Below are 21,414 nucleotides of genomic sequence, written 5' to 3' on the forward strand. Positions count from 1 at the left end.
AAGAAATTGCTATGCAAGACAAGGAAAAAATCCCTTGCCTCACAAGATGCTCGCGTCCACTATACAGTTCCCAAACAACAACCCCGTCACACCCACCACCAACACACCCCCAGGGGGCTCGTGCGGCTTAGGCCATGCGCGGGACAATCCAGAAAAAACAAGAACCCAACCCGAAACCGGACCGGGGCCTGTTATTCCAGGACCCAACAGTGTGCCAAAAGACCACCCGCGTTCGCCGGCGGCTCCCGTTCCAACCACCGGAACGAATCCCGGAAGCGTACTAGAAAACCACCCACCAACGATGGACGGCCATGATTTGTTGATATTCCACCCTTGAGCACTCGCCCATCAACACAAGTGATGGATGCGAGCAGCACTGAACACCCGCACGGGAAACACTGTGGAATCCCTGCCTGGTGCTAGTTGCTCCTTAGAAAGGAGGTGATCCAGCCGCACCTTCCGGTACGGCTACCTTGTTACGACTTAGTCCCAATCGCCGGTCCCACCTTCGACGGCTCCCTCCCACAAGGGGTTAGGCCACCGGCTTCGGGTGTTACCAACTTTCGTGACTTGACGGGCGGTGTGTACAAGGCCCGGGAACGTATTCACCGCAGCGTTGCTGATCTGCGATTACTAGCGACTCCGACTTCATGGGGTCGAGTTGCAGACCCCAATCCGAACTGAGACCGGCTTTTTGGGATTAGCTCCACCTCACAGTATCGCAACCCATTGTACCGGCCATTGTAGCATGCGTGAAGCCCAAGACATAAGGGGCATGATGATTTGACGTCGTCCCCACCTTCCTCCGAGTTGACCCCGGCAGTCTCCCATGAGTCCCCGCCTTTACGCGCTGGCAACATGGAACGAGGGTTGCGCTCGTTGCGGGACTTAACCCAACATCTCACGACACGAGCTGACGACAACCATGCACCACCTGTGAACCAGCCCCAAAGGGGAAACCGTGTTTCCACGGCGGTCTGGCACATGTCAAGCCTTGGTAAGGTTCTTCGCGTTGCATCGAATTAATCCGCATGCTCCGCCGCTTGTGCGGGCCCCCGTCAATTCCTTTGAGTTTTAGCCTTGCGGCCGTACTCCCCAGGCGGGGCACTTAATGCGTTAGCTACGGCGCGGAAAACGTGGAATGTCCCCCACACCTAGTGCCCAACGTTTACGGCATGGACTACCAGGGTATCTAATCCTGTTCGCTCCCCATGCTTTCGCTCCTCAGCGTCAGTTAATGCCCAGAGACCTGCCTTCGCCATCGGTGTTCCTCCTGATATCTGCGCATTTCACCGCTACACCAGGAATTCCAGTCTCCCCTACATCACTCTAGTCTGCCCGTACCCACCGCAGATCCGAGGTTGAGCCTCGGACTTTCACGATAGACGCGACAAACCGCCTACGAGCTCTTTACGCCCAATAATTCCGGATAACGCTTGCGCCCTACGTATTACCGCGGCTGCTGGCACGTAGTTAGCCGGCGCTTCTTCTGCAGGTACCGTCACTTTCGCTTCTTCCCTACTGAAAGAGGTTTACAACCCGAAGGCCGTCATCCCTCACGCGGCGTCGCTGCATCAGGCTTTCGCCCATTGTGCAATATTCCCCACTGCTGCCTCCCGTAGGAGTCTGGGCCGTGTCTCAGTCCCAGTGTGGCCGGTCACCCTCTCAGGCCGGCTACCCGTCGTCGCCTTGGTGAGCCATTACCTCACCAACAAGCTGATAGGCCGCGAGTCCATCCCTGACCAAAAAATCTTTCCACCAAAAACCATGCGGTCCACGGTGCATATCCGGTATTAGACCCAGTTTCCCAGGCTTATCCCAGAGTCAGGGGCAGGTTACTCACGTGTTACTCACCCGTTCGCCACTAATCATTCTGTGCAAGCACAAAAGTCATCGTTCGACTTGCATGTGTTAAGCACGCCGCCAGCGTTCATCCTGAGCCAGGATCAAACTCTCCGTAAAAAAATACAGACACAACCAACACGCCGACTGGAAAAAATCGACCGGGCTGCACCAAGCAAAACATCCTGGCAAATTGCCCCAGGCATCCACACGGGGGTGCGGACCCTGAAACCATTCACCAATAAAATAAATAAATTGGTATCAACAAACTTGGCACACTATTGAGTTCTCAAACAACAGACACTTCCAACACCCACAACCGGACTAACAATTCCTACCGGCGCTTCGCTCTGGAGCAACTTGAATAATTTATTACATGTTCTTCGCTTTGTCAAACCGGCTTATCGTCGATCTAATTTGCTAAAAACACATCTTTCCTTCAACGAATAAACGTTGTTAGAAGAATTCTTTTGTCATTCGCGGCTGGTAGCTTTTCGCTTGCCTTGGCCGCGGCGACTTAGAAAACAATACACACGTTTCCGCGTCCCGGCAAATCGACGGATCCTGCACACCATGACCCCGGATTCCCCCGAAACAACCGGGATTAGGCGCAAATCGGAGCCCAAAAGGCAAAAACCGGGGCGAGGTCGTCGCCGTGATTCACAGCACTCCCCCGCCCCGGTTCAAATTGCGTTGTCAGCAAGCCGGAAATTCATTTCCCTATTTAGGAGACCTCAACAACTGCCAGGTTCTTTTTCCCGCGGCGTACCAAAAGGTAGCGACCGTGCAATAGGTCCTCTCGGCTAACGACTGCTTCGTGGTCCGAGTACTTCACGTTGTTCACGTAGGCGCCGCCTTCACTGATCGTGCGCCGGGCGGCCGACTTCGATTCGGAAAGACCGGAAGCCATCAATACCGAGATAATATCCAGATCCTCCCCGGTAACAGTGGTGCTTTTTAGCTCCTGGGTCGCGGCCCTGAGCGTCGCTTCGTCCATATCGCCCAATTCGCCCTGGCCAAAAAGGGCGGCCGAAGCTGCGATGACCTTTTCCGTGGCATCCACACCGTGGACCAACGATGTCACGAGGTAAGCCAGTTCCTTCTGGGCCTTGCGGGCGAAGGGACGCTCGGCAACTTCTTTTTCGAGTGCCTCGATCTCTGCACGGGAAAGGAAAGTGAAGACCTTCAAGCGCGAAATGGCATCGGCATCCGCGGTGTTCAGCCAGAACTGGTAGAAGGTGTACGGGCTGCACATCTCTGCATCCAGCCAAATGGCGTTGCCCTCGGACTTGCCGAACTTGGTGCCGTCGGAGTTGGTGATCAACGGGGTTCCGTAGGCGTAGGCGCTCTTGCCCTCGGCCTTGCGGATCAAGTCGGTGCCGCTGGTGAGGTTGCCCCACTGGTCGGAGCCGCCGGTCTGCAGCGTGCAACCGTAAAGCTGGTGCAGCTTCAGGTAGTCGTAACCCTGCAGCACCTGGTAGCTGAACTCCGTGTAGCTGATGCCCTCGTCCGAGTTCAGACGGGCGGCAACGGTTTCTTTCTTGATCATGGTGCCCACCCGGAAGTACTTGCCAACCTCGCGCAGGAAATCGATGGCACTCAGGTTGGCGGTCCAGTCCAGGTTATTGACCATGCGGGCCGCGTTCTCGCCCTCAAAGGAGAGGAAGCGGGAAACCTGCGACTCGAGCTTGCCCACCCATTCGGCAACCGTTTCCTTGGTGTTCAGCACACGCTCGGCCGTCTGGCGCGGATCACCGATCAGGCCGGTGGAGCCGCCAACCAAGCCCAGGGGCTTGTGGCCGGCCAACTGCAGGCGGCGCATGTTCAACAGCTGTACCAGGTTGCCCAGGTGCAGGGACGGGGCGGTGGGATCGAAACCGCAGTAATACGTAATGCTCTCTCCGGAGAGGACCTTTTCCAGCTCGGTTTCCTCGGTGGACACGTGGACCAGGCCACGCCACTTCAGTTCCTGCCAGACGTTTTCAAAGGACGGATCATTACGTTGTCCCGACAGTGCGGGATTCTGCTCAATTTCAGACACCCTACTAAATTAGCAGTCTCGGCCCCGAATTACGCTTCCGAGTCAATGCCCGCAGGAATCGAGCCCTCGGCCAGGATTCGCAGGCGCTGCGTGGTGCGGGTCATCGCAACATACAGATCACCGACGCTGCCCTCGACTTCGTCGATCAACTCCTGCGGTTCCAAGACAACCACCACATCGAATTCCAGGCCCTTGGCCTCGCGTGCACCCAGCACCACGATGTCCTGGCTCAAGCCACCGGACCCGCTTCCCACACGGCGGCCGAATTGCTCGACCACGGCGGAGCGAACCTGGGCCAGACGCGGCTCGGGCACGATGACGGCCAACAGGCCGCCGTCGGCGATCGCGACTTCCCCGGGTAGAACCTCACGGAGCTTGGGCAGCAACTGCCCCGGTTCCAGCCGGTCCACCAGCGGCGGCCACTGGCCCTCGCGCACTGCCTTCGGGGTGGAGATCTTCAGTCCCGCGGCGTGGGCAACCCTGGTCGCGGCGGCGGCGATCTGCATGGGGGTGCGGTAGTTGACCGTTAGTTCCTCCAGGGTGAAGCGCTCGGCCACGAACGGCTTCATGGCCTGCGCCCAGCTGTTGGCGCCCGAGGCCGAGGAGGTCTGGGCGATGTCGCCGACCACCGTGAAGGACTTCAGGGGGCAGCGGCGCATCAGCAGTCGCCACTGCATCGGGGACAGCTCTTGGGCCTCGTCGACCACCACGTGCCCGTAGGCCCAGTTGCGGTCGGCCACGGCACGCTCGGCTGCCGTCTGGCGTGCCTCGGTCTCCTGGTTCATATCTGCCAGGTCCTGGGCCTCGACGAGCCCGTCGATGCCGGCGTTGAAGAGCATCTCGTTGACGTTGCGCAGGGTCGCCTCGGCGTTTTCCAGGTCCCGCTTGAGCTGCGCCTCGACACCGGCGTCCTTGTTGCCCACGGCCTTGAAGTCGCCCAGCAGTTCGGCTGCCTCATCCAGCAGCGGCACATCGGACTCGGTCCAGGGCGCCCCGGGCTTCCGGTGCAGCGCCTTGAGCTCGCGGGCGTTCAGCTGCGGAGCGGCCGCGGCGAGCAGGTCTTCCTTGGCGAAGAGTTCCTCCAGCAGGGACTGCGGTGTCAGCGGCATCCAGCACAGGTTCAGGGCAATGCGGACATCGCGTGATTCGCGCACTTCCTGGACCAGGTAGCTGCGGTCCACGGCATTGCCGTTGCCCGATGAATCCTCAAGGACCTGCTGCAGCTGCGTGGCCAACTCGCGCACCAGGATCTTGGTGAACACCTCGCGGGCCTCGTTGTGCGGCTTGCGGGAGGCCCGCGCCTTTTCACGCGCATGACGCACCTGGCCGCGGGTCAGCACCAGCCGGGTACCCTCGACCACGACGCGGCGGTCCTCGGCCAGCAGTCGCTGGCGGTTGGAAACCGCCTTGGCCACGACCTTTGCCATGAAGGCCTTGCCCTTGATGCGGGCGGCCTCCCGGCTGTGCTCGGGCACGGCACGCAGGCCCGGATACAGCTCGCCGACCGAGGACATGACCACGCCGGTCTCGCCCAGGGAGGGCAGCACGCGCTCGATGTAGCGCATGAACGATGATGAGGGGCCGACCAGCAGCACGCCGGCGCTCTTGAGCCGTTCACGGTGTTCGTAGAGCAGGAAGGCGGCACGGTGCAGTGCCACCGCAGTCTTGCCGGTGCCAGGTCCACCCTGGACCACCAACACTCCGGCCAGCGGGGAGCGGATAATGCGGTCCTGCTCGGCCTGGATGGTGCCCACGATGTCGCCCATGCGCCCGGTGCGCTTCTGCGTCAGGGCGGCCATGAGAGCGCCCTCTCCCTGCAGGTTGTCGTTTTCGCCGAAGAGTTCGGTGTCCAGGACCTCGTCGTCGATGCCCAGCACGGTGCGCCCGCGCAGCATCAGGTGCCGGCGGCGGCGCACGCCCTGCCGGTGCAGCGCGGTGGCCTGGTAGAAGGCGGCGGCCTCCGGGGCGCGCCAGTCGACCATCAGGCGCGTCAGGTCCTCGTCGGTCATGCCGATGCGGCCGATGTAGCGCGGGGCGCCGGGTTCCTCCCCGGAACGGTTCATGTCATCGTCAAGGTCCAGCCGGCCGAACACCAAGCGGTCCTCAACGGCATTCAGCTGCGCCAGGCGGTCTTCGTACAGGGCGGCAAAGGAGTCGCGTTCGGACACGTTCTGGATGGATCCCTGCGCCCCGCCGCGGCGGGTGCGGGTGAGCTGCTCGAGCTTTTCGGCGCGCAGCTCATCCAAGCGGGTATAGAGCATCGAAACGTAGTTGCGTTCGGCGTCGAGCTCCGGTTGAACGGTCGTGGACTCTGACATTCAGCACTCCCTGATGGAACAAATCGTGGACAGACCAGTTTACGCTCTGCGGCACCGAGCATTTGACCGGACGCCTTGGGGCGACCGATGCGGATACGGCAGGCGGGTGTTGCTAGACGAGCTGGAGCGAATGGACGTGCAGGCCGGAGAGCTTTTCGCGCCCGCCCAGGCCCTGGAGCTCAAGGACCACGCCGACCCCGATGACCTGTGCGCCGACCATTTTCAGCAAACGGGCGGCGGAGCCGACCGTGCCGCCGGTGGCCAGCACGTCATCGAGAATCAGCACCCGGGTGCCGGGCGCGACATCGTCGCGGTGCAATTCCAGGGTCCCGGTCCCGTATTCCAGGGTGTATTCGTCGCGGTGCACCTCACGGGGAAGCTTTCCGGCCTTGCGCACCGTGACCATGCCGGTTCCCGTGGCGTAGGCGGCGGCCGCGGCCAGCACGAATCCGCGGGCCTCGAGCCCGGCAATGACGTCGAATTGGCCGGAAAAGGGGGCGACGATCTCATCGACCATGCGGCGCAGTCCCGCCGCGTCGGCAAAGGCCGGGGTCAAGTCCTTGAAGGAAATCCCTGCGCTGGGGTAATCGGGAACGATTTCGCACAGTCGGTCAAGGAGGTCGCTTATGGTTTCAGGCTCTGGATTCACCCGACAAGTCTAGTCCCTTCCGCCGCGCACCTTGCGCGGTGCCGCCTTCCGGTACGGCGAGACGCTGGGCTCGCCCGGGAGCCAGAACCGGTACGGGTATTCTTCCCCGCCGCCGTCCCCCGCCACCCCGGTGCGCGGACCGGCCTGGTAGCCGGCCGGGGCGATGGCCAGGTTCCCCAACGCCAGGTCGGGTCCCGGCGGCACGGCGGTGCCGTCGCGGAAGCGCGCCAGGTTGTGTTCCAGCGTCAGCCCCAGCCCCTGGGCCAACCGGGCAGGCCCGCTGAGTAGCTGTGCCTCGGGTCCTTTCGGGTTTCCCCGTCTGGCCAACACCGTGTCCAGGCCCGAAACGACTTCCCCGGCGCGCATCAGCACGGCCGAGGCTGTTCCCTCCTGCCCGCACACCACATTGGCGCAGAAGTGCATCCCGTAGGTGAAGTACACATACGCGGTGCCCGGTGGGCCGAAGAGCCCGGCATTGCGGGCGGTCTTGCCCCGGTAGGCATGGGAGCCGGGATCCTGGTGCCCGTCGTAGGCCTCGACCTCGGTCAGTCGCACCACGACCAGCCGCCCGCCGATGAAGGTGGAGACATGGGCGCCGAGCAGGTGCGGTGCCAGTTCCAGCGACGGCAGACCTAGCAACCCAACGCGGTCCGGGCTGTTCACGACGCCCCCCTCCTTCCGGATATCCCGGTTGCCTAGTTGTTGGCCTTCAGCTTGACGGCCCAGGGTCCGAGCTCGGGCAGGTCGGTGCCGTCGGCGGCGGCGGTGGCCTGGACCGGTCCCAGCGGCTGGCGGCCGGCGAGCCAGGCGGCCAGGTCGAAGGCGGTGCCGCTGAGCACCGTGGTCGCCTCGCCCTGTCCAAGGGTGATGCGCTGGGCACCGTGGGGCTGGAGGATGTAGCGGCGGGATTCGGGCACCCGGGCTTCGAGCGCGTCGAAGAGGTGCGCACAGAATTCCGGTTCCCAGTCGGCGACGGAGTTGCCCAGGGCAAGGTCCGAGGTGTGGATGACCAGCTCGCGCCAGATGGCATGGAAGAGGTCTTCCACACTGCCTCCCTCACGGAACCCTGTTGCCAGGGCCCACTCCGCCGGGCTGATGCCGCGGATGCTGGATTCCAGTGCGTCGAGGGACTCGGTGACGCGGGCCACCAGCGCCTCGGGGCGCATCAACGCGGTGATCTCGATGGAGTCGTCGCGGGCCTCCATTCCACCGTCGTACATGGGGAAGGGTTCCTGGGCACCAGCGGTGTCCAGCTGGCGCGCTGCGGCACGGCTGAACCCGTCCAGGTGGGCGAGCACGTGTGCACGGCTCCACCCGGGAAGGGCGCTCGGCTCGGCGGCGGCCGCATCGTCGACGGTGGCCATGGTCTCGCGAAGGGTCGACAAGGCGGAGAGGATCCGAGTCGTAAGGTCCTGTTGTGTGAGCTCACTCATACTGACCACCTTATCCGGCCCGGTAGCCGGAAATCACGCAGGCGGGGCCCCCCGAATGGTGGGCCCCGCCTGCGAGGGAACTGCGGGCTTGCTAGCCGGCGTACGTGCGCACCGGAACCAGCGCGTCCTTCAATGCGGCCAGCTGCGCCGCAACGGCCGAGGGTGCGGTTCCGCCCTGTGCCGAACGGGAGTTCAACGAGCCCTCGGTGGAGAGCACGGTGCGGACCTCAGGGGTCAGGTGCCCGGAAATCCCGGCGTATTCGGCGTCGGAGAGGTCCCAGAGCTCCACGCCCTTGGACTCGGCGAGCTTCACGGCCGCGCCGGAGAGCTCATGGGCCTCGCGGAACGGCACGCCCTGGCGGACGAGCCACTCGGCGATGTCGGTGGCCAGGGCGAAGCCCAGCGGTGCGAGCTCGGCCATGCGCTCGGTGTTGAACTTCAGCGTGGCGATCATGCCGGAGACCGCGGGGAGCAGCAGTTCGAGGGTGTCGGTCGCGTCGAAGACCGGCTCCTTGTCTTCCTGCAGGTCGCGGTTGTAGGCCAGCGGCAGTGCCTTGAGCGTGGCCAGCAGCCCTGTCAGGTTGCCGATCAAGCGCCCGGCCTTGCCGCGGGCCAGTTCGGCCACATCCGGGTTTTTCTTCTGGGGCATGATCGAGGAGCCGGTGGAGAAGGCGTCGTCGAGGGTGACGAAGGAGAATTCCTTGGTGGCCCAAAGAATGATTTCCTCCGAGACGCGGGAGAGGTCCACCCCGATCATGGCTGCCACCCAGGCGTATTCGGCGAACACGTCGCGGGCGGCGGTGCCGTCGATCGAGTTCCACGCGGCGGAGTCGAAGCCGAGTTCGGCGGCCACGGCGTTGGGGTCCAGGCCCAGCGAGGAACCGGCCAGGGCACCGGAGCCGTAGGGGGAAACAGCGGCGCGCTTGTCCCAGTCCGCCAGGCGCTGCACGTCGCGCAGCATCGCCCAGGCGTGGGCCAGCAAGTGGTGGGAGAGCAAGATGGGCTGGGCGTGCTGCAGGTGGGTGCGGCCGGGCATCGCGGCGTTGGGGTGTGCCTCGGCCTGTTCGATGAGTGCGTCGATGGTTGCGACCACACCGCGGGCAATGATGCGGGCGTGGTCGCGCAGGAACATGCGGCCGAGCGTCGCAATCTGGTCGTTGCGCGAGCGGCCGGCGCGCAGCTTGCCGCCCAGTGCGGTTCCGGCGCGCTCGATCAGCCCGCGCTCGAGGGAACCATGGACGTCCTCGTCGGAGTCGGAGGCGACGTAGGCACCGGAGACGACATCGGCCTCGAGGGTGTCCAGCGCCTTGATCATGCCGCCGAGTTCGGCTTCGTCCAAGAGTCCGGCGGTGTGCAGCACGCGGGCGTGGGCGCGGGATCCGGCAATGTCGTAGCGGGCAAGCCGCCAGTCAAAGTGCGTGGACTTGCTCAGCGCCGCCAGGGCGTCCGCCGGGCCTCCGGCAAATCGTCCGCCCCAGAGTGCACCTTCGTTTGTTGCCGATCCCATGTTCATCCTTCCGTGTACCCGTCCCGGGCACCGGTTCGAGAGGTGTCCAAATCCAGTGTCCATCCTAGTGCAGGGCGGTTCCCCGGCCCCGGACGCAACACCCGATATCTAATACTTATTCACTAGTCTACATAATTATTCATCTACGATGTCACCGCCATTCCCCTGGCGGCAGCCCGGTACGATTTGGGGTATGACCGATTCGAACACCCCCGACGCGCTTTCCGATGAAGAGCTCGCGTTCCTGCACTCCATTTTCGACCTGGCCCGCGAGGGAAAAACCGAGAAGCTGATGGCCATCCTCGACCAGGGAATCCCGGCGGACCTGACCGACGCCAAGGGCGACACCCTGATGATCCTGGCTGCCTACAACGGCCACGACGAGACCGTCTCCGGCCTTCTCGAGCGCGGCGCCGACATCAACCGCCTCAACGACAAGGGCCAGGGTGCCTTGACCTGCGCCGTGTTCCGCAAGAACGAACCACTGACCCGGATGCTGGTGGTCAACGGCGCGGACCCCCACTTAGGTGCCCAAAACGCCTTGGCCGTCGCCCAAATGTTCGACCTGCCCGAGTTCAAGGCAGTCATCGAGGAATATCTCTAGGACAGGTCCCGCGGACATTGCCTTTCCGGCTTCGGGCACCGCGCTGAGACGGATCTAGATTCCGTCCGCGCGGTTCCCGCCGGTGCCACACAAATCCCCCAAGCCCTTGCTTTTGGCCTCCTGATCAGCTTTGCGCTAGTCACGCCTGAGAATCCGCTGTATGCCCCTCCACAAGATCAGGACTGGCGCGTATCGTGGTGCTTATCAGGTGTTCTGGATCACTGACAGGAGCAAAGAAATGCATATCGACATCGTGCGTGGAGACATCACCGAACAAAAGGTCGATGCGATCGTCAATGCTGCAAATCCATCCCTGCTCGGTGGCGGTGGTGTCGACGATGCCATCCATGCGGCCGCTGGTCCCGCCTTGTTGGCCGAATGCCGGAAGCTCAGGGCCACGACCCACCCCGACGGCCTCGCCTCCGGCCTTGCCTTGGCCACCGGAGCCGGCGACCTACCCGCCCGCTGGGTCATCCATTCCCCCGGGCCAAACCGGCACGTCGGGCAGACCAACCCCAAGACGCTTTCGCAGTGCTTCACCAATTCCTTGTACGTTGCCTCGCGCCTCGGTGCCACCAGCGTGGCGTTTCCGGCCATTGGTGCCGGTGCATACGGCTGGGACCCGGAGGACGTTGCCTCGATCGCCGCCCACGCCATCCACGAATGGTTTGAGACGTACCTGCATTCGACATCGATCCACCGCGTCGTGCTGGTTGCCTACAACGACAAGGTTGAATCCGCATTCCGCAAGGCCTTCAACACGCCGCGCACCGATAGCGAACTGGTCCACGGGCCGTAGCATGCCGGCGCGCACGCCGCGCGCGATCCTGCATTCGGGGCACCCCGCGAATTTTGCGCGCGGTGCCCCGAATTTTGCGCGCGGTCCCAACAAGACCCAAGCACTCGGTGCCCTTACCGTGGCAAGAGAAGCGGCGGGTGCGGCCTCAGCCCGATTCTGACGCCTTGGCCGACATCCCGCCCACGCCGGCCTGCAATCCGCCGATGTAGTCGGTCGCCGGGCCCCATCCGCCCGGGACCAATTCGAAGACTATCTCCCTGCCGTCGCGGCGCCGTCTGGCGAGGCCGGCGTCCAGAAGGATCCCGAGATGCCTGGCCGCGGCCTGCCTGCTGATGCCCAACGGTTCACTGAGTCGCGACGCACTGCTCGCCTTCTCACCTAGTAGCACGAGCATCTCTCGCCGCGTAGGGTCGGAGAGCGCTGCAAAAATCAATTGGGTGGAAGCCGGTTCAGGCTGCCCGGTCATTTTCCGTCCAAATAACGCTGCGCCGCCAGCATCTCCGCTTTCCAGCCCTGGGTGTTGGCGCTGATGGCGTGAGCATGCTCATCGGCACCGAAGTCAGCGAATCCGCTTTCCATGACGCGCAACCTCACGGCTCCGGAATGTGTGGGTTCGATCCAGAATTCAACGAGGGTGTTGGGGACGGGATCGTCCCATGCATGACCCCCCAGCGAACGGAACGCGGCATAGCGGGGCGCCTCGAGGGTGATTGTCTCGAATTCGAATTTTCCATAGATCGCATCGTAAACGGTTGAGAATGCACCGTCGGTTTCGATCCGATGCGTCGTGATGGCACCGCCGTTGATGAACCATCCTGGTTCACTGATCAGTTCCCAGACGGATGCGCCCGTGGCATTGATGTCGATGGATGCCTCGATGGCATCCTGACGTTTGACGTCCATGTGTTTTCCCCTCAAAACGAGAAGCCCTTGTGCAACAGAATGGTTGCACAAGGGCTGTGGTTGCACAAGGGTTACCGGCCGGTAGTCGCAAGGCCCTCCGGCATTCCGCGACCGTCCGCGGAAAAGACCTCTCCGCCGCCGGGACCGGCGATCATGCCGCTTGTCCCGACGATGACACCGATGAGGATCGCCAGCAAGAGAAGCGTTACCAGGATTGCACCTAGCATCGCCGCCTTCTTGGAAGGACCCATTCCAGGCTCCTGGGATTCCTGCGACCGTGCGACTGGTCGACCTGGCTACTGCGGGTCGGCAAGAGCCAGGAAGCGCGCTGCAACCTCGGCCCCACCGTTGACGTCGCGGGTCACCAGCATGACGGTGTCGTCCCCGGCGATGCACCCCAGGATCTGCGGCATCGTGGAATGGTCGATGGACAGGGCCAGGAAATTTGCCGCACCTGGCGGGGTGCGCAAAACCACGATGTTGCCCGAGGCCTCGGCGGTAATCAGCAATTCAGCGCACTGCTTGGCCAGCTTGGCATCGTGCACCTCCGGGCTGACCCCAACCTGGGGGCTGCGGTCACCGCCCTCCTGGCGTACCGCATAGACCAGTCCCCCGTCGGCCCCGCGCACACGCACCGCGCCGAGCTCCACCAGGTCCCGCGACAACGTTGCCTGGGTGACGGCCATGCCTTCCTCAGCCAGCAGGACCACCAACTCGGCCTGCGAACGCACAGTGCGGGTGGACAGGATGGCACCCACCCGCGCCTGGCGCGCGATCTTTGTTGTGGGCTGGAACGAGGCGGGGGTGCTCATCGGTTCGAGTTCACTCCCGGCACCTCGGCCAGGTTGGACTTGGCCATCAACCAGCCCATGATGGCCTTCTGGGCGTGGACGCGGTTTTCGGCCTCGTCGAAGACCACCGACTGGGGTCCGTCAATGACATCGGCAGCGATTTCGTAGCCGCGGTAGGCCGGCAGGCAGTGCAGGACGATGGCGTCCTTGTCAGCGTGCGCCATGGCGGCCGAATCCACGGCGTAGTCGCGGAAGAGTTCCATGCGCTGCGCCTTCTCGTCTTCCTGGCCCATGGAAACCCAGGTGTCGGTGGCCACCACGTCGGCGCCGGCCAGTGCGGCAGCGGCATCGGTGGTGACAGTCACCGAACCGCCGGTTTCGGCCGCGCGCTTCTCGGCAGCCGCAATGATGTCAGCACTCGGCAGATAGCCCTCCGGTCCGCAGATGCGCACGTGCATCCCGGCGGTGACGCCGGCCAGCAGGTAGGAGTTGGCCATGTTGTTGGCCGAGTCGCCCAGGTAGGCCATGGACAGGCCGGCAAGCGTGCCCTTGTGCTCGCGCACGGTCAGCAGGTCCGCCAGCAGCTGGCAGGGGTGGTAGTCGTCTGAGAGGGCGTTGATGACCGGGACGTTGGAGTTCTCGGCCATTTCCTCCAGGCCGGCCTGTTCGTAGGTGCGCCACACGATGGTGGAGACCATGCGCTCAAGGACCTTGGCGGAATCGGATATGGACTCCTTGTGGCCCAACTGGGATTCGCCGGAGTTGATGATCAGCGGGGAACCGCCGAGCTCGGCAATGCCGGCGGCGAAGGACACCCGGGTGCGGGTGGAGGTCTTGTCGAAGAAGACGACAACCGTCTGCGGGCCGGCATACGGCTTGTATCCGTACTTGTCCTTCTTCATGGCCAGGGCCAGGTCAAGGACCTCGGTCTGTTCGGCCTGCGTGAGGTCAAGGTCGGTCAGGAAGTGGCGAACTGTGTTGGTCATGGTGCTGTGGTCCTATTCCTGGGTGCCGGCAACGGCCGCGGCATATATCGCGGGCAACGCTGCTACGAAGGTGTCGAGTTGTTCGGTGGTGATGATCAGGGGAGGTGCCAGGCGCAGCGTGTTGGGGCCCGGGGCGTTGATGATGAACCCCGCCGCCAATGCGGCGGTGACAACCGCCGGGGCCACGGCGGCCGCCAGGTCGAAACCGATGAGCAGCCCCTGGCCGCGGACAGCCGTGACGAAGTCGAGCGCGGCGAGCTTGGTCCGGATCTCCTGGCCCACGCTTCGCACCTGCGCCAGCAGGTCCTGGGATTCTATGACATGCAGGGTGGCCAGGGCCGCGGCGGTGGCCACGGGGTTGCCGCCGAAGGTCGTTCCGTGCTGGCCCGGGGTGAGCAGCCCGGTGGCCTCGGTGCCGAAGACGACCATCGCGCCAATCGGGAATCCGCCGCCCAGGCCCTTGGCCAGTGTCATGGCGTCGGGGATGACCCCGGCGGAGGCGAACCAGTCGCCGGTGCGGCCGATGCCCGTCTGGACCTCGTCAAAGACCAGCAGCGCGCCGGCGGCCTCGGTGATCTCCCGTGCCTCACGCAGGTATCCGGTGCCGAATTCGATGACCCCGGCCTCCCCCTGGATAGGTTCGATGAAGACCGCGGCGGTGGTTTCATCCACCGCTGCGCGCAGCGCCTCGATGTCCCCGGCCGGGATCCATTCGACCCCGCCCGGAAGCGGCTCGAACGGCTCGCGGTAGGCCTGCTTCCAGGTCAGCGCGAGCGCGCCCATGGTGCGGCCGTGGAAGGCTTGCTCCAGGGCAATGATCTTGGTACGCGGTGCTTCGGGCGTGCCCGCGTTGCGGCGGGCCAGCTTGAAGGCAGCTTCATTGGCCTCTGTGCCGGAGTTGGTGAAGAACACCTTGGAGCCCTCCGGTGCCGAGCTGAGCTCCAGGAGCTTTTCCGCCAGCGCGATCTGCGTGGGGCTGGTGAAGAAGTTGGAGATGTGTCCCAGGGTGGCCAGCTGCGAGGAAATCACCGAGGTGAGCAGCGGGTGGGCGTGGCCCAGGGCGTTGACGGCGATCCCGGAGAGCAGGTCGAGGTATTCCTTGCCGTCGGCGTCCCACACGTGGCAGCCTGCCCCGCGCACCAGAACCTGTTGCGGGGTGCCGAAGACACCCAGCAACGAGTGGTTGTAGCGGGCGAGCAATTCGCTGCCCTGCAGGGCGCCCAGGGCGCCCGTTTCCTGTTCAATGATCTCGTTCATGCCTTGTCCTTGGGAATGACTTGGGTTCCGACGCCGGCGGAGGTAAAGACCTCCAGCAGCATGGAGTGTGGTTGGCGGCCGTCGACGATGTGGGCCTGGCCCACGCCCTCGTCCACGGCCTTGAGGCAGGCCGCCATCTTGGGGATCATCCCCGATTCGAGCTTGGGCATCAGGGCGCGCAACTGCTCGGCGTCCATCGATGAGATCAGCGAGGACCTGTCCGGCCAGGCCGCGTACAGCCCCTCCACGTCGGTGAGGATCACCAACTTGGAGGCGCCCAGCGCGCTGGCCAGTGCCGCCGCGGCGGTGTCGGCGTTGACGTTGAGCACCTGTCCGGTGGGGTTGTCCTTCTCGTCGACCTCCGGGGCCACGGTGGAGACCACCGGAATCTTGCCGGCGGCCAGCAGGTCGAGGATCTGGTCGGGCTTGACCCCGGTCACCTCTCCCACCAGTCCAAGGTCCACGTGCTGCCCGGCAATGTAGGTCCCGGTGCGCACTGCCCGCAGCAGGGCGCCGTCCTCGCCGGAAAGTCCCACCGCGTAGGGTCCGTGGGAGTTGATCAGGCCGATCAGTTCGCGCTGCACCTGCCCGGTGAGCACCATGCGGACCACGTCCATGGCTTCGGGGGTGGTGACGCGCAGCCCGCCCTTGAATTCGGACTCGATGCCCAGGCGGCTGAGCATGGAGTTGATCTGCGGGCCTCCCCCGTGCACGACCACGGGGTTGATGCCCACGTGGCGCAGGAACACGATGTCTTCGGCAAAGGCGCGCCGCAGGTCCTCGTTGATCATGGCGTTGCCGCCGTACTTGATGACCATGGTGGTTCCGGCGAAGCGCTGGATCCAGGGCAGGGCCTCGATCAGGGCTTCGGCCTTGCGCTGTGCCACGTCCATGGGCGTTGGCGCGGGTTTGTTCTCAGACATGCTCTTAGGTGCTTCCTCACTGAAACGATTGAGCCGGGGCACTTGCGTCGCCTAGCTGCTGTAGGCCGAATTCTCGTGGACGTAGTCGTGGGTCAGGTCGTTGGTCCACAGGCTGGCTTCCTGCATGCCCGCGTTGAGGTCGATTTCCACCAGGACGTTGCGCCCGGAAAGGTCCACGAGGTTGCGGTCATCGCCCACCCCGCCCTTGCGGCATACCTGGACGCCGTTGATGGACACGTTCAGCTCGTCGGGCTCGAAGGCCGCCCGGGTGGTTCCCACCGCGGAAAGCACCCGGCCCCAGTTGGGGTCCTGGCCGAAGATCGCGGTCTTGAAGAGGTTGGACCGAGCCACAGTGCGCGAGACCTCGACTGCGTCGTCCTCGGTGGCGGCGTTGAAGGTGCGGATGGTGATTTCATGGGCGGCGCCCTCGGCATCGGAGATCAGCGCCTTGGCCAGCCCGACGCAGACCTCGGTGAGCCCGGCGGTGAATTCCGCGGTGTCCGGGACGGTTTCGCTGGCGCCGGAGGACATCAGGATCACGGTGTCGTTGGTTGACATGCAGCCGTCGGAATCCGCCCTGTCGAAGCTGACGCGGGTGGCCTCGCGCAGTGCGTCATCCAACTGCGCCGGTTCCAGCACCGCATCGGTGGTGATGACCACCAGCATCGTGGCCAGCCCGGGGGCAAGCATGCCTGCGCCCTTGGCCATGGCGCCGATGGAGTACCCGGATCCGGCGAACCCCGCCTGCTTGGACACCGTGTCGGTGGTCATGATGGCGGTGGCTGCAGCAGCTCCCCCGTCGAATTCATTGCCGGAGCCCAGTGCCGCGGCGGCCGCGTCCACGCCGGGCAGGATCTTGTCCATGGGCAGTTGCTCGCCGATCAGCCCGGTGGAGCAGACCAGCACGTCCCCGCTGGAAACGCCCAGGACCGTGGCCACGTGTTCGGCGGTGGCGTGGGTGTTGGCGAAGCCCTCGGGGCCGGTGCAGGCGTTGGCGCCGCCGGAGTTCAGCACCACGGCGTCGGCCCGGCCGTCGGAGATCACCTGGCGCGACCAGTGCACCGGGGCCGCCGCCACGCGGTTGGAGGTGAACACGGCTGCCGCGTCAAAGCGCGGGCCGTTGTTGCGCACCAGGGCAAGGTCCGGGTTTCCCGAGGCCTTGAGCCCGGCGGTGATACCCGAGGCGCTGAAGCCGCCGGGGTAGGTGATTCCCATGGGTGCGTTGCTCACGGTGCTACTCCTTCAAGTGCCAGGCCGGCGGTTTCCTTCAGGCCCAGGGCGATGTTCATGGATTGGACGGCTCCGCCTGCGGTGCCCTTGGTGAGGTTGTCGATGACCGCGGAGACGATCACGCGGTTCGCGTGCGGGTCGAAGGCCAGCTGGATCTGCGCGTGGTTCGAGCCCATGACCGACGAGGTTGCGGGCCACTGGCCTTCGGGCAGCAAATGCACGAATGGTTCGTCCTGGTAGGCAGCCGTCCACGCAGCGCGCAGCGTTGCCTCGTCCACACCGGGCTTGACCCTGGCGGTGGCGGTGGTGAGGATGCCGCGCGGCATCGGCGCCAGGGTCGGGGTGAAGGAGACAGTCACCGGGACGCCGGCGGCCTTGGAGAGACCTTGTTCCATTTCCGGGGTGTGGCGATGGGAGCCGCCCACGCCGTAGGGGTTCATGGAGCCCATGACCTCGGAGCCAATGAGGTTCACCTTGGCGCTCTTACCCGCTCCCGAGGTTCCGGAGGCGGAAACCACGACCACGTCGTCGGGTTCCAGGAGGTTGGCGGCGAATCCGGGCACGAGTGCCAGCTGGACCGAGGTCGGGTAGCATCCGGGCACCGCAATGCGCTTGGCGCCGACGAGCAGTTCCCGGGCTCCGGGCAGCTCCGGCAGGCCGTAGGGCCAGGTTCCGGCATGGGAGGAGCCGTAGAACTTTTCCCAGGCCTCCGGGGATTCCAGGCGGTGGTCGGCCCCGGCGTCGATGACGAGGGTGTCGGCGGGTAGTTGGGCAGCGATCTCGGCGCTGGCACCGTGTGGCAGGGCCAGGAAGACGACGTCATGTCCGCGCAGTTGCTCGACCGTGGTTTCCACCAGGACCCTGTCGGCCAGCGAATGCAGGTGCGGGGCGAGCTCGCCCAGTCGCTGGCCGGCATTCGAGTGGGCGGTGATCGCACCGATGGTCACGTCGGGGTGGTTGGACAGCAGGCGCAGGACCTCGCCGCCGGCATACCCACTGGCTCCGGATACAGCTACTGAAATCGTCATAACCCAACCCTACTACGCATTTATGCATGATAGCTAATAAATATTCATTTGTTTGGTCCCGCAACGCAACATCGAGGCCTTGGTCACGGGCCCCTGGGGGCCCGAACGCTATGGTGGAAACAAAGCCAAGCGCCGACCCAAGGAGTCCAGCACGTGAGTTCCCATGCAATTATCGCCCGTCAGGCCGGAGGACCCGAAGTATTCGACTATGTTGCGTCGCCGATGCCCTCCCCCGGGCCCGGACAACTGCTGGTCAAGGTCGCTGCCGTTGGCGTGAATTTCATTGAGACGTACCAGCGCTCGGGCGTCTACAACGTCAAGTATCCCTTCACCCCGGGCAGCGAGTGCGCCGGCACCGTCGAGGCCGTTGGCGCCGGCGTCACCGATTTCGCCGTCGGGGACAGGGTGGCCACCACTGAAGGCTCGCGCACCTATGCCACCCACACGCTGCTGGATGCCGAGAAGGCACTGCCCGTCCCGGAGAATGTGTCGCTGGAAACCGCCGGCGCGCTGCCGCTGCAGGGCATCACGGCGCACTACCTGGTCAATTCCAGCTACAACGTGCAGCAGGGCGACACCGTGCTCACCTATGCCGGCGCCGGTGGCGTCGGCCTGCTGTTGATCCAGCTGCTGAAGCTGCGCGGGGCCACCGTCATCACCACCACTTCGACTCCGGAAAAGGCGGAACTGGCGCGCGCCGCCGGCGCGGACCATGTCCTTTCCTACGACGAAGTGCCGGTGCGCGTCCGAGAAATCACCGGCGGCAAGGGCGTCGATGTCGTGTACGACGGCATCGGCAAGGACACCTTCGAAGGGTCACTCGAAGCCCTCAAGATCCGCGGCACCCTGGTGCTCTTTGGCGGAGCCTCGGGCCAGGTGCCGCCCTTTGACTTGCAGCGCCTCAACGCCCATGGTTCATTGACCGTGACCCGACCCAAGGTCGCCGACTTCCTGCTTGATGCAGAGGAGCGACGCTGGCGTTCCGGCGAGCTTTTTGAATTGGTCTCGCTCGGCAAGCTCGACGTCCGCATCGGGGCACGCTTCCCCCTGGCCGAGGCGGGCAACGCCCACACCGCCCTTGAATCCCGAGCGACCACCGGTAAAACCATCCTCATCCCGTAGCCACGATCCAATCGTTGCCGAACCACCACGGGCCGCCACCCCGGAGGACAGACTCCCACGTGGCGGCCCGCGCCGTGCTTACCCGGAATCAGCGGCCGCCCGCTGATGCCCGAGTGTGTTCAGGAATCGGTTTTCATCCTCTGGCTGTTGTGGCCGCACCGCAATGCCTTGCCGAAGTCGTCAACGGAGTGCGCGCAGGTATCTCCGGCGTACGATTCGCTGCGCGACGAGAATCAACGGGTACAGCGCTCGCCACGGTTGCCGCGATGCCGCCCGGGTGAGGGATCGTATGGTGAGTCGCACGTCATCCCCGTGACGGCTCACGACAAATGCTTCCTCGCCGCAAACGGGGTGCCCCGGCAGCGCGCGATACGCAAACCCGACCCGATCCGGGCTATCCACGACTGCGACAACTTCCACGGGCTCAAGGACGGTGGCACCGAAAAGGTGCACCGTGACGTCCACGCGGTCGCCCCGTCTCACCGGAGCAGCTGAACTCACCGTAAACCCGCTCGCTGTCTTCACCTTCCAGCGCAGCACGTCCGCGATGACGCGTTCCCACACCAGATCCCCGGTTCCAATGAACGACGAGAATTCCGAGCGACGATACTTACCGTCGCCCGGCGGCCAATGGGCAAGATCCGGACTGGTCACGCGCCACTCTCCTCACAATCCAAACAGATGCCGGGCAAGTTGGGTCTGGGTCCATTCCTACTACAGTCCCGTACCCAAAAGAAGCCGCCCGTGGACAATCCCAACAGCAAATCAGGCGATTCCCACCGCCCCACCTACTCGATTTTCCCAGGCCTCCGGGCCAGGGGCCCAAACGAGGCTGCCCACCAAATGGGGAGGAAGCATGGCACCCAGGGAGTCGAGGCTTTCTGGATCAAGATCCAGCACGCGGAGTCCGGGGCTGTGCAACAACGGGTGGACGTTTTTCCCGGCAACCACGGGAATGCCGGCCTCACCGGCCAGGCCCTCCCCGCTGGCCTTGGCGACCGCTTCCTTCAGGGCCCACCATCTGGCCCGAAGCCGCTGCCGTTCGGACTCCGGCAACAGTTCGAGTCGTTCTCGCTCTTCCCGCGCGTAGGCATAATCCTCGAGCATGCCGCCGTCTCCGGAGGAAAACGCGCTGTCGTCCAGGTCGGCCAGGTCAACGCCCAGCCGACTGTTCGCGGGGGCCAGCGCAAGCAGCAGCCAGCCAGCAGTCCGTGCGTAGGAGAGGGAAAAAGACTGCCCGGTCTTCGCCATCCGGAGCTTCGGGGTCCCGTGCGCCACCGACGCGCATTGCTGACAGTACTGTGTGAGTTCGAGGTCGCCGGGAAGGATCCCGCGGCCCGAAGGCATCACACGGTTCAACAGGTCCGCAGCCAATACCCGGACAAGGATCCGTCCTGCCACAAAGTCGTCGCGCGGGCGTCCGGCAAGGTATGCGCCGGCGCGGGCGAGTTCGTCGGGCAGCAATCGGACCGCGGGATGCGTCGCGGCCTCCGCCAACGGGGCGGCCGCCCACAAAGGGGCCGAGAGTCCCGCTTCAGGACTCTTACCCGGTACGTCGTGCATTCGGATTGCGCTCCTTGTTCCGCGGGTCACTGGCCACGGATGCATGGCCGGTTCGACTGCATCGAGTATCTCGCATCAGCGCTGGAAGCCGGAACCAATTCCGATACACACAGTGGGCGCTGCGCCACATATTGGTTTGAGCTCCCGCGGCCGGCTTCAGCCCGACCGGCGCTCCTGCCCAGGCCCGGGCATTGGCCCCGCTGGCAGGGATCGCCGGATTCCCAAGCGGGTGGACGGCAGCTCCCTCCAACCAAGTTGGTGAGGCATCACACGGCCCTGTGATTCCCGCCCCAAGACACCTCCCGTTAACCTCCCGGTCCACCTGCCGTTCACCTGCCGTGACTACGGTGGGCGCGTACGTGCCGGCCGGGCGGCGGCGGACGCCTTGTCGGCGTGCCGCCGGAGCATGGTTGGGCTC

At 64.5% G+C, this 21,414-nt stretch carries 20 protein-coding genes and 1 rRNA gene; 3 read left to right on the plus strand and 18 right to left on the minus strand.

The genetic code is table 11. From position 1 onward, the window contains the following. Positions 1-434: 434 nt before the first annotated feature. The 7 genes from Q2T94_RS00750 to argH form a co-directional block, all read right to left on the minus strand. Positions 435-1,962 (minus strand): 16S ribosomal RNA (locus Q2T94_RS00750). 604 nt (positions 1,963-2,566) lie between these two features. Beyond that, entirely contained in the window at positions 2,567-3,883 is a 1,317-nt protein-coding gene (tyrS, locus tag Q2T94_RS00755; protein ID WP_302262505.1) for a tyrosine--tRNA ligase, read from the minus strand. 29 nt (positions 3,884-3,912) lie between these two features. Beyond that, the gene (locus Q2T94_RS00760) at positions 3,913-6,201 is read right to left on the minus strand and encodes a HelD family protein (protein ID WP_264270246.1); all 2,289 of its coding nucleotides are present in this window, start codon (positions 6,199-6,201) and stop codon (positions 3,913-3,915) included. 112 nt (positions 6,202-6,313) lie between these two features. Next, complete coding sequence (locus Q2T94_RS00765; RefSeq protein ID WP_302262506.1) at positions 6,314-6,850, minus strand: adenine phosphoribosyltransferase; 537 nt, start codon at positions 6,848-6,850, stop codon at positions 6,314-6,316. A gap of 9 nt (positions 6,851-6,859) precedes the next feature. Further along, positions 6,860-7,513, minus strand: a complete 654-nt coding sequence (locus tag Q2T94_RS00770) for a DNA-3-methyladenine glycosylase (RefSeq protein ID WP_302262507.1) — start codon at positions 7,511-7,513, stop codon at positions 6,860-6,862. Between the two features lie 32 nt (positions 7,514-7,545). Beyond that, positions 7,546-8,283, minus strand: a complete 738-nt coding sequence (locus Q2T94_RS00775; protein WP_302262508.1) for a maleylpyruvate isomerase family mycothiol-dependent enzyme — start codon at positions 8,281-8,283, stop codon at positions 7,546-7,548. A 91-nt stretch (positions 8,284-8,374) separates the two neighbouring features. Further along, positions 8,375-9,790, minus strand: a complete 1,416-nt coding sequence (gene argH / locus Q2T94_RS00780) for an argininosuccinate lyase (protein WP_264270250.1) — start codon at positions 9,788-9,790, stop codon at positions 8,375-8,377. Between the two features lie 193 nt (positions 9,791-9,983). Between argH and Q2T94_RS00785 the strand changes: the two genes are divergently transcribed. Together Q2T94_RS00785 and Q2T94_RS00790 are read left to right on the plus strand one after the other, a co-directional pair. Continuing rightward, the gene (locus Q2T94_RS00785; protein WP_302262509.1) at positions 9,984-10,394 is read left to right on the plus strand and encodes an ankyrin repeat domain-containing protein; all 411 of its coding nucleotides are present in this window, start codon (positions 9,984-9,986) and stop codon (positions 10,392-10,394) included. A 238-nt stretch (positions 10,395-10,632) separates the two neighbouring features. Then, positions 10,633-11,193, plus strand: a complete 561-nt coding sequence (locus tag Q2T94_RS00790) for an O-acetyl-ADP-ribose deacetylase (RefSeq protein WP_264270252.1) — start codon at positions 10,633-10,635, stop codon at positions 11,191-11,193. 145 nt (positions 11,194-11,338) lie between these two features. Here Q2T94_RS00790 and Q2T94_RS00795 read toward each other — a convergent pair whose 3' ends face one another. From Q2T94_RS00795 to argC, 9 genes are read right to left on the minus strand one after another with little or no spacing between them, the layout of a single operon-like run. Then, positions 11,339-11,659 carry an ArsR/SmtB family transcription factor gene (locus tag Q2T94_RS00795; protein ID WP_264270253.1) on the minus strand — a complete coding sequence of 107 codons (321 nt, stop codon included), beginning with the start codon at positions 11,657-11,659 and terminating at the stop codon, positions 11,339-11,341. Beyond that, positions 11,656-12,162, minus strand: a complete 507-nt coding sequence (locus Q2T94_RS00800; protein ID WP_302262510.1) for an SRPBCC family protein — start codon at positions 12,160-12,162, stop codon at positions 11,656-11,658. Before Q2T94_RS00800 ends, Q2T94_RS00795 begins: the two co-directional genes overlap by 4 nt. Positions 12,163-12,167: 5 nt before the next feature. Then, positions 12,168-12,347, minus strand: coding sequence for a hypothetical protein (locus Q2T94_RS00805; RefSeq protein ID WP_264270255.1), 180 nt, complete (start codon positions 12,345-12,347; stop codon positions 12,168-12,170). Positions 12,348-12,392: 45 nt separating this feature from the next. Continuing rightward, positions 12,393-12,908, minus strand: a complete 516-nt coding sequence (locus tag Q2T94_RS00810; RefSeq protein WP_264270256.1) for an arginine repressor — start codon at positions 12,906-12,908, stop codon at positions 12,393-12,395. After that, positions 12,905-13,873: an ornithine carbamoyltransferase gene (gene argF / locus Q2T94_RS00815; RefSeq protein WP_264270257.1), complete on the minus strand. Its 969-nt coding sequence runs from the start codon at positions 13,871-13,873 to the stop codon at positions 12,905-12,907. The genes Q2T94_RS00810 and argF overlap by 4 nt, the downstream gene beginning before the upstream one ends. A 12-nt stretch (positions 13,874-13,885) precedes the next feature. Further along, the gene (locus Q2T94_RS00820) at positions 13,886-15,130 is read right to left on the minus strand and encodes an acetylornithine transaminase (protein WP_264270258.1); all 1,245 of its coding nucleotides are present in this window, start codon (positions 15,128-15,130) and stop codon (positions 13,886-13,888) included. After that, positions 15,127-16,053, minus strand: coding sequence for an acetylglutamate kinase (gene argB, locus Q2T94_RS00825; RefSeq protein WP_302262511.1), 927 nt, complete (start codon positions 16,051-16,053; stop codon positions 15,127-15,129). Before argB ends, Q2T94_RS00820 begins: the two co-directional genes overlap by 4 nt. Positions 16,054-16,104: 51 nt before the next feature. Next, positions 16,105-17,268, minus strand: a complete 1,164-nt coding sequence (gene argJ / locus Q2T94_RS00830) for a bifunctional glutamate N-acetyltransferase/amino-acid acetyltransferase ArgJ (RefSeq protein ID WP_302263330.1) — start codon at positions 17,266-17,268, stop codon at positions 16,105-16,107. Positions 17,269-17,279: 11 nt separating this feature from the next. Then, complete coding sequence (gene argC, locus Q2T94_RS00835) at positions 17,280-18,311, minus strand: N-acetyl-gamma-glutamyl-phosphate reductase (protein WP_302262512.1); 1,032 nt, start codon at positions 18,309-18,311, stop codon at positions 17,280-17,282. Positions 18,312-18,464: 153 nt separating this feature from the next. On the opposite strand from argC, the gene Q2T94_RS00840 reads away from it, so the two are divergent. After that, the gene (locus tag Q2T94_RS00840) at positions 18,465-19,433 is read left to right on the plus strand and encodes a quinone oxidoreductase family protein (protein WP_302262513.1); all 969 of its coding nucleotides are present in this window, start codon (positions 18,465-18,467) and stop codon (positions 19,431-19,433) included. A 180-nt stretch (positions 19,434-19,613) separates the two neighbouring features. On the opposite strand, the gene Q2T94_RS00845 is transcribed toward Q2T94_RS00840, so the two are convergent. Together Q2T94_RS00845 and Q2T94_RS00850 are read right to left on the minus strand one after the other, a co-directional pair. Beyond that, positions 19,614-20,087: a DUF1990 domain-containing protein gene (locus Q2T94_RS00845; protein WP_302262514.1), complete on the minus strand. Its 474-nt coding sequence runs from the start codon at positions 20,085-20,087 to the stop codon at positions 19,614-19,616. Between the two features lie 111 nt (positions 20,088-20,198). Beyond that, positions 20,199-20,996 carry a 4'-phosphopantetheinyl transferase family protein gene (locus tag Q2T94_RS00850; RefSeq protein ID WP_302262515.1) on the minus strand — a complete coding sequence of 266 codons (798 nt, stop codon included), beginning with the start codon at positions 20,994-20,996 and terminating at the stop codon, positions 20,199-20,201. Between the last annotated feature and the right edge of the window lie 418 nt (positions 20,997-21,414).

The sequence above is a fragment of the Paeniglutamicibacter sulfureus genome (assembly GCF_030512175.1).
In the GTDB taxonomy this organism is placed as follows: Bacteria; Actinomycetota; Actinomycetes; order Actinomycetales; family Micrococcaceae; genus Paeniglutamicibacter; species Paeniglutamicibacter sulfureus.

Bases quoted from the DNA above. Each gene is read 5' to 3' on its own strand.
- Q2T94_RS00760 (WP_264270246.1), bottom strand. From the start codon at position 6,201: ATGTCAGAGTCCACGACCGTTCAACCGGAGCTCGACGCCGAACGCAAC.
- Q2T94_RS00775 (WP_302262508.1), bottom strand. From the start codon at position 8,283: ATGAGTGAGCTCACACAACAGGACCTTACGACTCGGATCCTCTCCGCC.
- argH (WP_264270250.1), bottom strand. From the start codon at position 9,790: ATGGGATCGGCAACAAACGAAGGTGCACTCTGGGGCGGACGATTTGCC.
- Q2T94_RS00785 (WP_302262509.1), top strand. From the start codon at position 9,984: ATGACCGATTCGAACACCCCCGACGCGCTTTCCGATGAAGAGCTCGCG.
- Q2T94_RS00790 (WP_264270252.1), top strand. From the start codon at position 10,633: ATGCATATCGACATCGTGCGTGGAGACATCACCGAACAAAAGGTCGAT.
- Q2T94_RS00795 (WP_264270253.1), bottom strand. From the start codon at position 11,659: ATGACCGGGCAGCCTGAACCGGCTTCCACCCAATTGATTTTTGCAGCG.
- Q2T94_RS00805 (WP_264270255.1), bottom strand. From the start codon at position 12,347: ATGGGTCCTTCCAAGAAGGCGGCGATGCTAGGTGCAATCCTGGTAACG.
- Q2T94_RS00810 (WP_264270256.1), bottom strand. From the start codon at position 12,908: ATGAGCACCCCCGCCTCGTTCCAGCCCACAACAAAGATCGCGCGCCAG.
- argF (WP_264270257.1), bottom strand. From the start codon at position 13,873: ATGACCAACACAGTTCGCCACTTCCTGACCGACCTTGACCTCACGCAG.
- Q2T94_RS00820 (WP_264270258.1), bottom strand. From the start codon at position 15,130: ATGAACGAGATCATTGAACAGGAAACGGGCGCCCTGGGCGCCCTGCAG.
- argB (WP_302262511.1), bottom strand. From the start codon at position 16,053: ATGTCTGAGAACAAACCCGCGCCAACGCCCATGGACGTGGCACAGCGC.
- argJ (WP_302263330.1), bottom strand. From the start codon at position 17,268: ATGGGAATCACCTACCCCGGCGGCTTCAGCGCCTCGGGTATCACCGCC.
- argC (WP_302262512.1), bottom strand. From the start codon at position 18,311: ATGACGATTTCAGTAGCTGTATCCGGAGCCAGTGGGTATGCCGGCGGC.
- Q2T94_RS00850 (WP_302262515.1), bottom strand. From the start codon at position 20,996: ATGCACGACGTACCGGGTAAGAGTCCTGAAGCGGGACTCTCGGCCCCT.